Annotated in this window: 18 protein-coding genes; 12 read left to right on the top strand and 6 right to left on the bottom strand. The window is 48.4% G+C overall.

The window, feature by feature from the left end; genetic code table 11:
- Positions 1–6 precede the first annotated feature (6 nt).
- The 3 genes from BMY11_RS20640 (at position 7) to BMY11_RS20630 (ending at position 3,764) form a co-directional block, all read left to right on the top strand.
- Positions 7–2,784: an alpha-mannosidase gene (locus tag BMY11_RS20640; RefSeq protein WP_090580569.1), complete on the top strand. Its 2,778-nt coding sequence runs from the start codon at positions 7–9 to the stop codon at positions 2,782–2,784.
- 117 nt (positions 2,785–2,901) lie between these two features.
- Positions 2,902–3,384: a hypothetical protein gene (locus BMY11_RS20635; RefSeq protein WP_090580568.1), complete on the top strand. Its 483-nt coding sequence runs from the start codon at positions 2,902–2,904 to the stop codon at positions 3,382–3,384.
- A gap of 98 nt (positions 3,385–3,482) precedes the next feature.
- A complete protein-coding gene (locus tag BMY11_RS20630) occupies positions 3,483–3,764 on the top strand; it encodes a hypothetical protein (RefSeq protein ID WP_090580565.1) in 282 nt (93 codons plus the stop codon).
- Between the two features lie 103 nt (positions 3,765–3,867).
- On the opposite strand, the gene BMY11_RS20625 is transcribed toward BMY11_RS20630, so the two are convergent.
- Entirely contained in the window at positions 3,868–4,797 is a 930-nt protein-coding gene (locus tag BMY11_RS20625) for a manganese-dependent inorganic pyrophosphatase (RefSeq protein ID WP_090580562.1), read from the bottom strand.
- A gap of 99 nt (positions 4,798–4,896) precedes the next feature.
- Positions 4,897–5,484 (bottom strand): hypothetical protein, encoded by a 588-nt coding sequence (locus BMY11_RS20620; RefSeq protein WP_143069319.1) that lies wholly within the window; start codon positions 5,482–5,484, stop codon positions 4,897–4,899.
- Positions 5,485–5,564: 80 nt separating this feature from the next.
- Between BMY11_RS20620 and BMY11_RS20615 the strand changes: the two genes are divergently transcribed.
- Positions 5,565–6,437 (top strand): AraC family transcriptional regulator, encoded by an 873-nt coding sequence (locus BMY11_RS20615; protein ID WP_090580556.1) that lies wholly within the window; start codon positions 5,565–5,567, stop codon positions 6,435–6,437.
- Positions 6,438–6,570: 133 nt separating this feature from the next.
- Entirely contained in the window at positions 6,571–7,380 is an 810-nt protein-coding gene (locus BMY11_RS20610) for a phytanoyl-CoA dioxygenase family protein (protein ID WP_090580553.1), read from the top strand.
- Positions 7,381–7,438: 58 nt separating this feature from the next.
- On the opposite strand, the gene BMY11_RS20605 is transcribed toward BMY11_RS20610, so the two are convergent.
- Together BMY11_RS20605 and BMY11_RS20600 are read right to left on the bottom strand one after the other, a co-directional pair.
- A complete protein-coding gene (locus tag BMY11_RS20605) occupies positions 7,439–7,897 on the bottom strand; it encodes a RidA family protein (protein ID WP_090580550.1) in 459 nt (152 codons plus the stop codon).
- A 19-nt stretch (positions 7,898–7,916) separates the two neighbouring features.
- The gene (locus BMY11_RS20600; protein WP_090580547.1) at positions 7,917–8,483 is read right to left on the bottom strand and encodes a DJ-1/PfpI family protein; all 567 of its coding nucleotides are present in this window, start codon (positions 8,481–8,483) and stop codon (positions 7,917–7,919) included.
- A gap of 108 nt (positions 8,484–8,591) precedes the next feature.
- Here BMY11_RS20600 and BMY11_RS20595 point away from each other — a divergent pair, with 108 nt between their 5' ends.
- Together BMY11_RS20595 and BMY11_RS20590 are read left to right on the top strand one after the other, a co-directional pair.
- Complete coding sequence (locus BMY11_RS20595; RefSeq protein ID WP_090580544.1) at positions 8,592–9,137, top strand: GntR family transcriptional regulator; 546 nt, start codon at positions 8,592–8,594, stop codon at positions 9,135–9,137.
- Positions 9,080–10,012 (top strand): aminotransferase-like domain-containing protein, encoded by a 933-nt coding sequence (locus BMY11_RS20590; protein ID WP_177182738.1) that lies wholly within the window; start codon positions 9,080–9,082, stop codon positions 10,010–10,012. Before BMY11_RS20595 ends, BMY11_RS20590 begins: the two co-directional genes overlap by 58 nt.
- Before the next feature lie 100 nt (positions 10,013–10,112).
- Here the strand turns inward: BMY11_RS20590 and BMY11_RS20585 are convergent, their stop codons facing one another.
- On the bottom strand, positions 10,113–10,739 hold the full coding sequence (locus tag BMY11_RS20585) for a histidine phosphatase family protein (RefSeq protein WP_090580538.1): 627 nt from the start codon (positions 10,737–10,739) through the stop codon (positions 10,113–10,115).
- A complete protein-coding gene (locus tag BMY11_RS20580) occupies positions 10,736–11,731 on the bottom strand; it encodes a DNA/RNA helicase domain-containing protein (protein WP_090580536.1) in 996 nt (331 codons plus the stop codon). Before BMY11_RS20580 ends, BMY11_RS20585 begins: the two co-directional genes overlap by 4 nt.
- 1 nt (position 11,732) lies before the next feature.
- On the opposite strand from BMY11_RS20580, the gene BMY11_RS20575 reads away from it, so the two are divergent.
- From BMY11_RS20575 to BMY11_RS20555, 5 genes are all read left to right on the top strand, one after another.
- Positions 11,733–12,095, top strand: coding sequence for a DUF1572 family protein (locus tag BMY11_RS20575; RefSeq protein ID WP_371262901.1), 363 nt, complete (start codon positions 11,733–11,735; stop codon positions 12,093–12,095).
- Between the two features lie 414 nt (positions 12,096–12,509).
- Positions 12,510–12,812, top strand: a complete 303-nt coding sequence (locus BMY11_RS20570) for a Dabb family protein (protein WP_256217667.1) — start codon at positions 12,510–12,512, stop codon at positions 12,810–12,812.
- A gap of 96 nt (positions 12,813–12,908) precedes the next feature.
- Positions 12,909–13,649 (top strand): phytanoyl-CoA dioxygenase family protein, encoded by a 741-nt coding sequence (locus BMY11_RS20565; protein ID WP_090580702.1) that lies wholly within the window; start codon positions 12,909–12,911, stop codon positions 13,647–13,649.
- Between the two features lie 142 nt (positions 13,650–13,791).
- Positions 13,792–14,466, top strand: coding sequence for a C40 family peptidase (locus BMY11_RS20560; RefSeq protein WP_177182737.1), 675 nt, complete (start codon positions 13,792–13,794; stop codon positions 14,464–14,466).
- A 96-nt stretch (positions 14,467–14,562) separates the two neighbouring features.
- Positions 14,563–15,363 (top strand): helix-turn-helix domain-containing protein, encoded by an 801-nt coding sequence (locus tag BMY11_RS20555; protein ID WP_177182736.1) that lies wholly within the window; start codon positions 14,563–14,565, stop codon positions 15,361–15,363.
- Positions 15,364–15,378: the final 15 nt, after the last annotated feature.

Here is a 15,378-nt window from a genome sequence, read left to right as displayed (position 1 = left end):
CCCACTATGACAACGCCAAAAGAGGTCATTCATGTCATCTCGCATACCCACTGGGACCGGGAATGGTATATGCCTTACGAGGCACATCATGCCAAGCTTATTCAGACGATGGATCAGCTGCTCGACATTTTGGATAACGATCCGGAGTTTAAGAGCTTCTATCTCGATGGTCAGACGATTGTGCTCGACGACTATTTGCAGGTCTATCCTGAGAAACGGGAAAAGCTAGTTCAACTCGTGCAGGAAGGCCGCTTATCCGCTGGACCTTGGTACATTTTGCAGGATGAGTTTCTGACCAGCAGCGAAGCGAATGTGCGGAACATGCAGATCGGCCACCGGGATGCACGGGCATTCGGGCCGGTATCGAAGCTCGGCTATTTCCCCGACTCGTTCGGTAATATGGGGCAGGCGGCACAACTGCTCGAGCAAGCTGGCATTACGACAGCCGTATTCGGACGTGGCGTGAAAGCGACCGGCTTCAACAACAGTGTGGCCGAAGCTATGGACCTCGAGTCTCCGTACTCCGAGATGTACTGGGAGTCGCCGAATGGCTCGCGAGTGCTCGGCATTCTATTCGCCAACTGGTATCATAACGGCATGGAAATTCCAGAGGAGCCGCAAGCTGCGCGTAGATTCTGGGACAATGCCATTGCGAATGCGTCGAAGTTTGCTTCAACGCCGCATCTCTTGCTCATGAACGGCTGCGATCATCAGCCTCCGCAAGCGAATCTGTCCGCGGCACTTCGGACAGCCCGCGAGCTGTACCCCGACCACGAATTCATTCATTCGAATTATGATGACTATATGAAGGCCGTACAGGCTTCCCTGCCTGAATCGCTCAGCACGATTCGCGGCGAGCTGCGCGGACAGCGGACAGACGGCTGGTTCACGCTCGTGAATACAGCTTCTGCGCGTGTATATATTAAGCAGCTCAATCAGCAGAATCAGACGATGCTGGAGAAGGTCGCTGAACCACTCGCGGCATTCGCCCAATCAGCGGGACGTCCGTACCCGCATGGTTTATTGAACTATGCCTGGAGAACGCTTATGCAGAACCATCCGCATGACAGCATCTGCGGCTGCAGCGTTGATGAAGTGTACCACGAGATGAAGACTCGTTTCGAGAAGAGCAAAGGCGTAGCCGCATCGGTCATCGCGGACAGCGCCGCTCATCTAAGTGAGCAGATTGATACATCGGGCTTCGCTTCGATCAGCGCGGCTGCTGCGCCATTCGTTGTCTACAGCACGAGCGGCTATAGCGGTTCAGGCGTCGTGACGGTGGAGCTTGAGCTTGGTCGCCGCTACCTCAACTCCAAGCCAGGCGAGACGCCGGATGCGACTGCTGCATTCGTCGCGGAGCAGTCGACAGCGGACGGCTACCTCGTTAGCCATACAGGCGAACGGATTGACTGCACCGTTGTCGATAAAGGCGTTCGCTTTAACTATGATCTGCCGAGTGACAGATTCAGGCAGCCGTATTTTGCCCGCGTTATAGCTGTGACGTTTGAAGCGGCGAAACTTCCTGCGATGGGCTATTCTACCTTTGCGTGGGTATCTGGGGAAGCTGCAGTGGGCGCGGCTGGTACGACTGGTGTGGGCGCATCGCTTATTACGCAGCCGAACACATTGGAGAACGCTTCTCTGCGTGTCGCAATCGAAGCAGACGGCAGCTTGACGCTGCTTGATAAGCGCTCGGGTCAAACCTTCACTGGCCTCGGCTATTACGAGAACGTTGGGGATATTGGCAACGAGTATATTTTCAAGCAGCCGAATGGAGATCAGGCGATTACGACGCAAGGACTTACGGCTTCAATCGTACAGGTCGAAGATACGCCATATCGCGCAGCGTTTGAAATTACGCATACGTTCGACGTTCCGGAAAGTGCCGATGAACGTCTTCAGACGGAAATTGCAACGATGATTCCGTTCCTCGACCGGCAAGCGCAACGTTCAAGCAAGCTTGTGCCGATGACCATTGTCACGCGCGTCAGCTTGAATCGTTCCGAATCAGGCGTCCGCGTGCATGCGCGCATTAGCAATCCGGCGAAGGATCAGCGCTTGCGCGTCCTCTTCCCGTCTGATGTTACGGCATCCAGCCACTTCGCAGACTCGATCTTCGAAGTCGCAGAGCGCCAGGCGCAGCCGGAAGCAGAGTGGCAGAACCCAAGCAACTGCCAGCATCAGAGCGCTTTTGTCGATGTGCATCATGCCGGTCGCGGGTTGACCATTGCGAACAAGGGTCTCAATGAGTATGAGGTGCTGCGTGATGGCAGAAGCTCGATTGCAGTAACGATACTTCGCTCCGTTGGCGAGCTTGGCGACTGGGGCGTCTTCACGACGCCGGATGCACAGTGCATCGGTGACAATGAAGCGGAGTGGATGATCATTCCGCATAACGGCGAGGGCGAGGGAGAATACAATCGCTTCGCGGCGTACCAGCAAGCATACGGCTTCCAGGTACCGCTCACCGTCAGCCAAACTGGCGTGCATAGCGGCAGCCTCCCTGCCGAGCACAGCTTGCTGAGCTGGAACACAATGGGCGCATCCGGCCTTGCGCTGTCCAGCCTCAAGGTGGGAGAAGACCGCGGCGACTGGATCGCCCGCTGGTACAACCTATCCGGCCAGCCAGCCGAGCTGACCGTCAGCTCCCCATCGCATCGCGAGTTTTATCCGAGCACTATTCTCGAGGATGCTTCTGATGCGCGTCTGGGCAGCGGCGACAGCGGTTCTGCGACGGTTGAGATTGCAGGACATGAGATAGTAAGTATCGGACTTATTAAATAACTGTACTTCTAGGGCTGCCATGTGGCAGCCCTTTTTTTCATTTTTGCACATAACTCAGTGCTGGTTTGGGCATGATGCAGGGCGAAGGACTGGATAGAATTGGAGGGAAAAATGAGGGTGAGACGGTATATCTATTTCGGGATTGTCGTTCTAATTGTTATTTTGTACATGACACACCTCTTTCAACAGCACAAACAGTCCAAGCAGCAAGCCTCAGATATCTTGCATGACGTCAGAAGTTATGTAGGCGGCGTACGAGATGTATTCGAGCAAGCTCCCGGTGAGCCTGTGTTCCAGCAGTATGGATTGATCCGCGAAGGAACGGGTATACTGCTTGGTTTTAACAAGACTCACAGTTCTTCTGATCTGGTCGAGGTAGCTCGATTTACCCGCGAGCTGGAGTCCGAGCTCTTCTCGATCCTGCTGCAAAATAAATTTAACGATGACCGAGCCTTTGTTATCGACCAATTGACCGAAGCTTATCAAGGGATGCCGGAAACAATGGCACAGCTCAATGCAGCCTCCCTTTCGAAGCTGAAGGACAAGCTGCACAAACAGCATGTTAGATATATGTACAAAAAATACAACTCTTATGGATAGATAGTTGGCAGTCTCAGCTTCATCTTTACGCAACTTTCCTTGTGCTGCCGCAGTCTAATGCTATGTAAATCCTAATAGATTGGTGGAGAGCTATGCGTATGGGATTGCAATTGCGGTATGTACTACCTGCCTTTCAACTTCTTCTCACTGCCATATCTGTATGTATCGACCAAAGCATCCAGCACGGACTTGGCGAAGGCGATAATCAAGTGTCGGCAAATCTCGTCAGCAATGTCGAGTTTCTCTTCAAGCAGCTGCTGGGCTTTGACGACATTGTTAGCTATCACTTCAGATTGCTCACTGTAGTAATGGCTGTTGGCGTCTGGTACGGGGTAGGCTTAGCGGCGGATAAAATGATCCAGCGTTTTCGATCGGGCTAATATACCACTTTGAAAAAGCGTCGAGCGATGGCCTAAAGCATACAAAAAAAGCCGCATCCCCCTAAGGAGATGCGGCTTTCCTATTGTGCGCGAGAGCAAAGTCTTACTTGCTCAGCGTTTCAGTCAATACGGGAACGATTTGCGATTTGCGGGAAACTACGCCCTTCAGAACCGCTTTGTTATCGTCAAGCTTCACGTTGTATGCTGTTTCAACAGCTGCAGCTTTGCTACCAAGAGCGATAGCAACGGAGTCGTTGTTGAGGATGTCAGTGACAACGAATACGAACAGGTCAAGACCTTTGTCCGCGATGATTTGGTTCAGCGCCGCTTCAACTTCAGCTTGACGCGACAGAACGTCGTTCACGTCAACTGCGTTTACTTGTGCGATCTCAACCTTGGAGCTGCCCATTGTAAATTCTTTTGCGTCAATCGTGATCAGTTGAGCAACTGTCTTCTGGCTCAGGTCTGCGCCAGCTTTCAGCATTTCGAGGCCATAAGTATCAGCGTTAACGCCAGCGATTGCTGCCAATTCGCGAGCTGCTGCAACGTCTTCCGGCGTGCAAGTCGGAGATTTGAACAGCAAGGAGTCGGAGATGATTGCGGACAGCATTAGACCAGCGATGTTGCTGTCGATTGCGATGCCGTTCTCTTTGTACATTTTATTAAGAATTGTCGCCGTACAGCCCACTGGCTCGCAGCGGTAGTAAAGCGGGTGGCTTGTCTCAAAGTTAGCAATACGGTGGTGGTCGATTACCTCAACAACACGCACCTTGTCGATGTCGCTCGCGCTTTGTTGGCGCTCGTTGTGGTCAACCAAGATAACATTGCTTGCTTCGCTTGCAACTGTCTCAACGAGACGAGGCGCTGCTGTTTTGAACGTGTCCAGCGCATATTGCGTTTCACCGTTCACTTCGCCAAGACGAACTGCTTCAACCTCAAGGCCAAGCTTTGTTTTCAAATCCGCGTAAGCAATTGCAGAACAGATCGTGTCTGTATCCGGGTTTTTGTGGCCGAAAATCAATGTTTTTGACATCTTGATGCTCCTTATTGATAATAGTTTTGAATCCCTATCGGTATTATACATTTTATTGGCCCCAATGCCTATTCCATAACGGCATTTTCAATCACAATTCTACATATTGTCAAATTCGTCTAGAAGCTCCGGAGCCCGGTCTGCCCGAAGCCGCCGATCCACTACATCGAAGATCGCATCAAAGAAACACCCGATCTCCTCCTCACCCAGAGCGCCCAGCACCGGAATCGTCATCATAAGCTCACCCCACTGTTGCTTGAAGTAGGCTTTGCGCACTGCGTTGCCGCCATCGCGCTTCAGCGGATTGTACGTCCAGCGAAGATGCGACGGCTGCCCGCCTTCATCATAAACAAGCTTCTGAATCTCCGCATGTGTCGTCGATTTATCGCCGGCATAGAGCACCAAGTAATAGTTGTCGTTCCGGTGCCAATCAATGAACAGCACATAAAGCGCTCCGCCCACAAGCGGCCGACTGACGTGAAAAGCATCCACAAGCGGCTTCCCGTTTGCCCACTGATGGAATCCCTGCAATGGTGCGCCGCCGCTGCTAATCCGCGTTACATCGTAAGTATCCACTGCCTCGGCTTCGCTATAACGCCGCATCCAATCGGCAATTGCCTCTGCTTCCGCTCGTTCCATTGTCCATCCCCATCCATCCTCACGATAATAGAGCTTGCTTGTCCTCATTGTACTAGGCAGCGCCTGACGCGAGCAACGAATCCACGCTATAATGAAAGCACCAACCGAAAAGCGGAAAGGATGCTTGTATGACTTCCCCCCTGGCATCATACCAATATATCGGCACGCCGAGCGAGTTCGCACGCAGCCAACTATTTCACGGCCTAATCGGCGGTTATGACGCGCCGCACGGCGCTTTCGCCTACTATCGCGACTATTATCCCGCTTATGAAATCTTGTTCGTCACCAAAGGCAAAGGCAGCTTCAAGCATGCGAACCAATGGATCGACATCGTCGAAGGCGACTGTCTTATCCATGATATGCGTATACCGCACGCGTACAAGACCGAAGAGAATAACCCATTCGAGATGTACTATCTCGTCTTCGACGGCATCGATATGGAGCACTATTGGCCAAGGCTCTACGGCGAAGGGGCTTATTCCATGATTCAATCGCTGCCGACTCCTCACAACGAGCTGACCGAGTTGATCGACCAGATCATCACGCTCATGAAGGATGAGGATACACCGCATGAGCTACCCGTCTCAGCGCTGCTCTATCAGTTCTTGCTCGAATTCTATCGCATTCGGCGCGACTTGAGCGGCAGCCACGCCACTTCCGGCTATGGCGGAGCGGAGCCTGAATCACTACAGCGTGCAAAAGCCTACATTGACGCGAGCTACTTGACCGTAGAGGACGTGTCGCATCTGGCAGGAATTGCTGGGCTTAGCTTGTACCATTTTATCCGCCAATTTAAGAAGCAATACGGTGTGACGCCCAAAGAATATGTGCTTCTGAAGAAGGTGCATCATGCGAAGCGGCTCTTGATCAGCACCTCCCACTCCATTAACGAGATCAGCATCCAGAGCGGATTTGCCAGCTATAATGCGTTCCTGCATGCTTTTCTCAAGGTTCAGCATGAATCGCCCCGCGACTTCCGGCGAAATTTAAGACGCTCATAAGTGGGCGGGCTGATCTTTGCTGTACAACAGCAATTTATGGTGTATAGTCGGCAATCCGCTTTATTTTATACGACCTCAGTATCCTTTAAAATAAAGATAAATAAAGCGATCCGCTAATGAGGAGGACGTAATAATGAGCTTGCACGGACTTACTGAGGAACAGCAATTGATGTGGGAACGCGATGGATTTCTCGTCCTGGACAATTTTCTAAGCGAAGACGAAGTAAACCTATACAATGACCGAATCGACGAGGCGTTCGTCGAATTCGAAACGAATAATCGTGTGAACCCGGCTACGGGCCAGCTGAATCATGTGAAGCAAATTTGCGGCATTATCGAATACGGCGAGCAATTCCTGCAGCTGATGGAGCATAAGCGGATGATGAACATCATGCGTGACTTGATCGGCAACAGCTTCGTGATGATCGACAACGACGCCCTGCTGAAGCCGCCCGGCAAAGTGTCGCACACGAACTGGCACCGCGATACCTCGACGAAGATGTTCATCGGCGAGAAGCAAGTGCCATGGATGATTAAAGTGTTCTACTTCCTCTCCGATGTTCCTTATGACGGCGGCTGTCTGGCATTCCTGCCGGGAAGCAATAACATGAAGGACGCTGATCTGCCGAAGGTCGAGAAGCAAGAAGATCTGCCTGGACATGCACGGATGAACGTGAAGAAAGGTACGGCTGTTATTTTCAACGGCTACACGTACCACTCCGCTCTGAACAATCTGTCCGACGTGACTCGTCGCTCGCTGATCTACAACTACGCTCAATCCGCCCTTCGCACATGGCCTGGCTATGAGCCATCGGAGAGAATCCAATCCGAGGCGACTAGCAATATGCGCAAAATGCTGCTCGGCGTAACGCCTTGGATGGTCGACGCGAAAGCGTTTGAGGAAGAGACTGAGGCAGCTGTTGGCAAAATGATGATGGGATAAGTTAAAGGTGCCGGGATGCCGGCACCTTTTCTTTTGCTTGAACCTCGCATTACGCCTTCTATTCTTCCACTTCAAATATCGAATCAATAATAATCGGAAGATTATCTCTGACAGAAACAGCTCCAAAAACCGACCGAGAATGTACTCCCTTTTCTCCAAAAACGTCTAGCATTAAATCTGAACAGCCATTCAACACCTTATGATGCTCTTCGTAAGCAGCGGTTGCATTCACGAAGCCTTGAATTTTAACCACTCTTTTCACGTTTTCCAAGGAAGCTATAGCTGATACCAATACGGCGAGAATTTCAATTCCAGCCTGTCTAGCGAACTGATAACCTTCTACTGTTGTAAAATCCTCTCCAAGCTTGCCCCTAGGATTCCCCGCAGGTCCCTTTCCTGAAACAAACAATAGATGATTTACTTTCACAACATTCGTGTATTTGGCAGCAGGCTCACTCGCACTTGGCAGTACAATCCCGAGCAACCTCAATCTCTCAGCTACTGTTTGTTCCGTCATGGTTGTTCCTCCTGCATGCTCAAAGATTGTAATAGGGATAGTCCATATAGGTTTGAATTTCTTGTACAACTTCTTTGTTCGTAATTGCCTCGATAAAGAACAAACCGAGGTCGATGGATGCGGTTATTCCGCCACCGGTAAACACATCCCCATTTCGCATAGCTCGAACTTTGACGACCTCCTTGCAATAAGGTTCCAGTAAATCTAAGGCTAACGGGTTGGTCGTAATTGTCTTATCCTTAGTTAATCCTGCTGCTCCGAGCAGGAGCGCCCCCGTACATACAGAGACTTTATATTCCACTTCTTGTGCGGTTCGAATCCAATCGATAAAGATCGGGTCGTGGATTAATTGCCGTGTCGCTATGCCACCAGGGATAAATATCAGATCGTAAACAGACAAATCCGGAAGAACATGGTCTACTTGAATGCTCATCCCTCTATCATCTTTAACTACTTCTTTATTCGAGCAATAATCCCACGACAAGTCCTCCAAGATATTACGTTTCTTTAACCAAGTCACCGCATTATGGAAGCCGGAGAAATCTAACGTCGTCATATCATCGAATAATATAAATGCCATCCTCATCTTTAACTCTCTCCTCACACTTGATGGAAACTTAGTACAAAGTTTAAAATAGTAATGACCCTTTATAAAGGTTCAGTTTAGAACAATATTTAAGGGTCAGAAGAGGAGGTGAATACGATCGAACTTAATCTTTCCTTTCATACAGACGGACCACTATATATGCAGTTATATAAACATATTCGGGCATTGATTCAGGAAGGCGTCTTAAAAGACGGTACGAAATTACCCTCCATTCGCTCACTTGGACGACAGTTAAACATCAGCAAAACGACGATAGAAACGGCCTATCATTTGTTGTTGGAAGAAGGATATGTTCTTAGTAAAGAAAGAGCGGGCTTAATTGTGGTTAATCCGTATGTAGAGAGAGCATCCATTCAAACCGATTCCTTGACTCCTAGGAAGCTGGCAACCGAACTTGAGGCAAATGGACAAGCATATAAGGAAGAAGGTTATATTGATTTCAGTCTTCTCACGATTGATGGAGATTCGTTCCCTCTTCGAATATGGAAGTCCATAGTAGGTGAATCCCTTACACTCCATAGTCAATCCCTTCATGAATACGCGATCCAAAGGGGGAATATCCATTACGAGAGAGCTTGGCACAGTATCTTCGACACTCACGGGGAGTTGTATGTTCACCCGAACAAATTGTAATTGGAACCGGAATTTCCTCTAGTATTCACTTACTCTCCAGACTTTTGGGAGAAAACCTTAACATTGGGATCGAGAAGCCTGGAATAGCTCAAGTCAGACCCATTTTTACGCAAAACAGGTTTCACATTGTCCCATGTTCAATGAACAATACTGGAGAACTGGAACACGAGCTTACAGACAATGAGATTCGTTTGCTTTATATAACCCCTTCACACCGTCCAACAGGTGAACCTTTGTCCTATGTGATGAGACAACAAATGCTTCAATGGGCCAATAAGAACAGAGGCTATATTATTGAGGATGACTATGATGGGGAGCTTCGACTATCTGGCAAACCAATCCCTTCCCTTCAAGGACTGGACAAGGACGGCGTCGTCATCTATATGGGGACATTTTCGAAGGTATTTACGCCTTCACTTCGTATGAGCTATATGATTTTACCACTGCAGCTATTAGAAAAGCTTCAATTATTAGATCAGGTTTACTCCTGTCCTTCAAGAATGAATCAATGGGCTATGCAGTTATTTATGTCACGCGGTCATTGGTATCGCCATTTAAGGCGGATGCGGAAGGTATATCGGTTAAAGCACGAGGCATTGGTTCAATACATACGCACCTATATGCCAGACTCTGTCGCAGTCAATAGCAGCGGGTCAGGGTTACACATCGAATTATCGATTACTACCCCTGTCAATGCCGAGCATTTAATGGAGTTAGCAAAGCAGGAAGGCGTGCTTGTATACGGTAGTCAGGATAATCAAATGCGATTAGCTGGTGGCAACCCCAAGATTTATCTCGGATTTGGGGGAATCAAAGTGAAGGATATGGATCGTGGTGTGCAACTGTTAAGAAAAGCTTGGTCAACCGTTCTGTAATTATTATACAACCAACTCAAATCACGAAGTCCGTTGCTTCCGGTAGCCTAGGTTAGGGTCCTATAGTGTCATAACTGCCTCCCATATTCCGTTCATTTCATCATTCACAATTACATTCCAAATGGCACGTATCGTTTAACTTGGAAATATTCTTATTCCCAGACCATTCGACTCTATTAAGCAAGGTTATGCTACATGGGTCAATATCAAACGAAACGTTGGAGATCAGCTCAGCATCAAATCCTAACCACCAATGTATAATTGCATTTATTGTATTCGAATGAGAGATAATCACGGTTGTCTCATATATATCGTTATTAATTTGATCCATGTATCGAGCTACTCTATCATGCATCATAACCCAGCTTTCCGCTCCGGGGTAAGGTATCCAATCAAGTATGGGATCCGTGCGCGGCAGCTTTAATTTCTCGGCTTGTTCTTTCGTTTTGTTTGCTGCAAGTCCATTACTTAATTCCCTTAGTTCTTTAACGATAACTGGACTGCTTGAAATCATCTCACCAATTATGACAGCTGTATCGCTTGCTCTCGAGAGGTCGCTAGCATAATAATGGATTGGTTTGTTTTGCAATAATGCATGCAATCTCTTTCCTGTCAGTTTGGCTTGATTACGTCCTTTTTCGGTTAATGGTGTATCCGACCATCCGCCAACCTTACCTTTCAATAGGTGCTCGGCTTCGCCATGCCTGATTAAGTACAGCTCTTTCAACGGTTTCCCACCTTCTTAACGAATCTATAATCAACAGGACCATCCAATAACGCAGGACCCGTTAAGCACAATCGAATAAATTCATCTTCAATGAACCTCACTTGAAACGGTAATGATTGAACATCATACACATTGACCGCCCTCGGAATTAATATGGATCTTGTCCATACCTGTGGAAGTCCATCTGCGATCAAATGACCTGATTCGAATTGAATCGAACAATCGGGAATCCCCTCCAGCTCAGCTTGATAGTCTCCAAGTAAAGGTTTAGGATCACGTTCAACCATTGGACCAACATCGGAGTTATCAAATCCTAAGAAATCAGATATCATACGAGCATACTGCGGCCAGTTTCCTTCAGAGTTGTTAATGGAAATTTTATTGCAAGCCAAGCTTTGAAAAGCTGTATCCGTTAAGGTGCGATAGTCCTTCCAATAAGCTACCATACCCTCGAATCCATCTAATCCTCGGGATTTTCCATATGCAGACCCCGTAGAAGCACGAATGAAATGTTGTTCGGTCTCTCCACCTCGACGCGTACAGATGTTTTTGAGCGCTGCACCAATATCGATTTGATAGAAATATATAATGGCTGGATTCAAAGGCTTTAGCATTTGTTCCACAGCTTTTACGTATGCCTCAATTTCTTGCACCGGCACTTCAAATGGAAATAAAGTCCAAGTCAAGTATCCAAAAAGACAACTGTCTACAATAACGATTTCATTAGATAACTGTACAGAATCGGCAAATTCACGCCATTTCTTTAGAGCCCTATCGATAACCTTCTGATAATTTCCACTTGTCAGATCCTCAATGATTGTCTGCATTTCGTTGTAATTCTCGTAAATGTAAACAGGATGGCCTTTCACTTCTTCGTACCACCATTTATGACCCAAACCCATCCGGAGTAACTCATTCGATATTAGCTGTGCAGTCGTGGATTTTCCCGAACCAGGAATACCCTCGATCATAATTAATTGCGTATTTTGCACAATGTCACACCTCCATCTAGTTATTGACACAAGAACAAACGTTCGTTATTATATACAAAATAAGGGATTCAGAGGTGTGCTAATGGATATCGCCATCGAGGTCATTGAAAGTATGTTGCCGAAGTTTCGGTCCGAAATGAGAGGGACCCTTACAGCTATAGGACAATTGTCGGAAGAAGATATTACTTGGTCGCCAAACTCTGAAAGCAACAGTATTGCAAATCTAGTCGCTCATATTCGCGGATGTGTTCACTCACGAATTGAACAAATCTTTTTTAACATACCTGACACAAGGGACAGAGACAAGGAGTTTGAACGAGGGTTCCAAAGAGGAAGCATATCAGAAGGCAAAAGAAGCATTTGATATTATCCTGCAATTCCTGGAACACTTGAAGGCTAATCCTCAATTGCTGATGTCGCAGCCTTTTCTAGACAAGCCTCCCCTTACCTACAGCCAAATAAATAACCAGTCAACTGCGCTTAACTTAATGATAGCCATGGTAAGAGAGATTCACTATCACACGGGGCAAATCGTGTATATAGCCAAGTTGAGAAAAGGGAAAATCGAATGGGAATAGCATGGAAATTCCGATCTTTTCCTGCATCTCATATGCCCATCTCTCTTTAATATACTAATACATTAATGCGATAGTATATTGAATAATTATTCAAAATATTGCCACATGCCAAAATAAGCGTCAATCCACATCATCCGATTTTTGCTATAATACGGAATGAACGATCACCTAAAATCCCCTAATTCAAAGGAGCGATTCACTTGTTCGAGCATCTCGTCATTTTCAAATTCAACGACCGCATTACGACAGAGAAGGAGCAGGAGCTGCTTGCTCAGCTGCTTGCTTTCAAAGGCGTCATCCCTGGCATTGTTGATGTTAGTGCCGGCATTAATGTGACGGAAGAAACGGATAACATCCACGGCTATTCCCTCGGCCTGCGGGTGACGTTCGAGAATAAGGAAGCGCTTCGCGCATATGGTCCGCATCCGCTTCACCAAGCGTTCGTGCAGCAGCTCGGCGGCTTGCTTGAGAATGTTGTTGTTGTTGACTACCCAATCGCATAAATATCAATTTCAGATATATTTGTGATAATGTCAGCCATTGTTCGCTTCCCTCTCCCACGGTATGCTTAAATTAATTAAGGAGAGGGGATGACGACAATGAACAAAATGATTCCGCCAATTACAACGCCTCTAACACAGGCGCAGATAGATCAATTCCAAGATGACGGCTTCTTGCTCATCAAGAAGGGCTGCTCCGATGATTTGATAGATGCCTATAACGGACATATCTACGATCTGCGAAATATGGACCCGATGCCGGAATGGGCATCTTGCGAGCCAAGCAAACGCTACTCCGTTCGCCTCTTCAATCCGCATCTGCAAGACGGCTTCGCGGCACAGATGATGAAGCTTCCCGTCATTCGGGGAACGCTCGCTCAGCTAATGGGTCGTGAGGCGGTCGGCATTCAGAGCATGTTCTTCTATAAAGAACCGGGAGCACCGGGACAGGCTGCTCATCAGGACTTCTATTATATTAAGAACGATCCAATGACGATGATTGCCGCTTGGATCGCGATGGAAGAGCATGTCGATGAAGAGAATGGCTGCCTATGGGTCATTCCGAAGTCGCATCGCCTTGGCCTTCTGCCGCATGGTGCGGTGAAGAACCTCGATGAGCATGAGCCTTGGACAGATGAAACGGAAGGCATCGACCTTACGAAGCAGGTACCTGTCATCATGGAGAAAGGCGACATTCTCTTCTTCCATGAGCTGCTCATTCACTCCTCAGGACGCAACCGCAGCACAGATCGTTGGCGCCGTTCGTACGTCTGCCACTATATCCGCGAGGATGCGACAACACCTCGCATGGATTTGCAGAAGAAATTCCTGCTCTACTAATATGTAATGAATCGGACAGCCTGGCAGTAATGCCAAGGCTGTCTCTTTTTTTCCAGTAAAACTCAGCTTATCTCTCTTGTTTGTTACTGGTATGCTGAGAAAGAATAGGAGTATTTATCCCAATTTTGGATGGAGGACTAACATGAAGAAAAATCTATTGCTAGCCGCGGCCGCCTTCACCCTTCTGACAGGAACAACACAGGCTGCTTCGCCGTTTATTAGAAGCGCGCAAGCAAGCTCTGCCATTATGAGCATAGGTACAACAGGCGATAACGTCACAACGCTGCAAAATAATTTGAAAGCCTTAAGTTACTTCAACTACCCTACAGCAACCGGCTATTACGGTACGGTTACTCGTGATGCCGTTCTTGCCTTCCAGAACAACTACAGCCTCCCAGCTGACGGACTTGCAGGTCCGGTAACCGGCGATGCGATCAATCATGCGCTCTTGAAGCAGAAGCTGATTGCAGAAAGTTCATCTTACATAGGCGTTCCCTATGCCTGGGGCGGGTCAAGCACGTCTGGCTTCGACTGCTCAGGCTTTGTCTACTTCATGTTCACTAAATTCGGCGTCCCTCAAGTGAGGACAACCGCTGCGAATCTATTTACGCAAGGCAGTAACGTGGCACGCGCCATGCTGAAACCAGGCGATCTCGTCTTCTTCCGTATCGGAACGACTGGTACAATCGATCATGTCGGCTTTTATATGGGCAATGGTTCGTTCATCTCAGCTACATCCTCGAAAGGCGTGTACGTCCAGCAGCTGGACAATACCTATTGGAGCCCGCGCTATGCCGGGGCGAAACGCATTTATTAATTGAATATGTTGTTCAGCAGCCTGGCGGATCTCGCCGGGCTGTTCCTGTTTAAGGGCGATATCGTTATAATGGAGATAAGGAGCTGGGAACTAACGATGAGCCTGCCTTATGCCAAAATAACTTCTATTCACGCGGGTACCATCGTCTATCCACCTCGCGGTACATATGGTCCTCGCGTGCAGCAGGATATACAGCTCGTGCTGCTTCATACGGGAGAGCTCGACATGACGATTGACGGTGTTCATTATGATGTGAAGCCTGGACAAGTCGTCCTGCTGAAGCCGCATCACCAAGAGTATTTTGCTTTCGCGAAGACGCAGGAATCTTGGCACCGCTGGATCGCCTTATCGGTGGAGCCGCTTACCGAATTCGAGTTGGCGTATTTGGACAGCCTTCCCTTTAGCATGCCGATTCCGGAAGCGCTCAATACAATTACAGATATGATCTTGTCCATGAAGGAAGATGGCTTGAACCATAACGAGCTGATGGTGAGCCTTGGCTATGCGGCGTTTCATTCGTTTGCCGCACGTATCGCAGAGACGAAGCAGCAGCAAGAGCTGCATCCGAGCATTCGAGGAGCTCTTACGTATGTGCAGCAGCATTTTGCCGAGGAAATTTCCTTGCATGAACTGTCTGGCGCGGCCGGTGTCTCACCCGAGCATCTCGTTCGACTATTTCACAGCCACAATCAGATGACGCCGATTCGCTATTTGTGGCACTATCGCGTGCTGAAGGCGACCGAGCTTCTGACGCAGTCCGGCCTCGCGGTTGGCGAGATTGCTGTGCGCTGCGGGTTCAAGACGGCTTTTCACCTGTCCCGGCTTGTCAAAGAACAGACTGGCAGCACCCCGACAGAAATCCGCAAGTCCGCTTGGGGAACAGTCACGGTCAAATAAATGGAGGTACATTGC

This window comes from Paenibacillus sp. OV219 (assembly GCF_900110075.1).
Taxonomy (GTDB): Bacteria; Bacillota; Bacilli; order Paenibacillales; family Paenibacillaceae; genus Paenibacillus_Z.
Note: the sequence above shows the minus strand (reverse complement) of the source record. Positions and strands in the feature narration are given on the sequence as shown.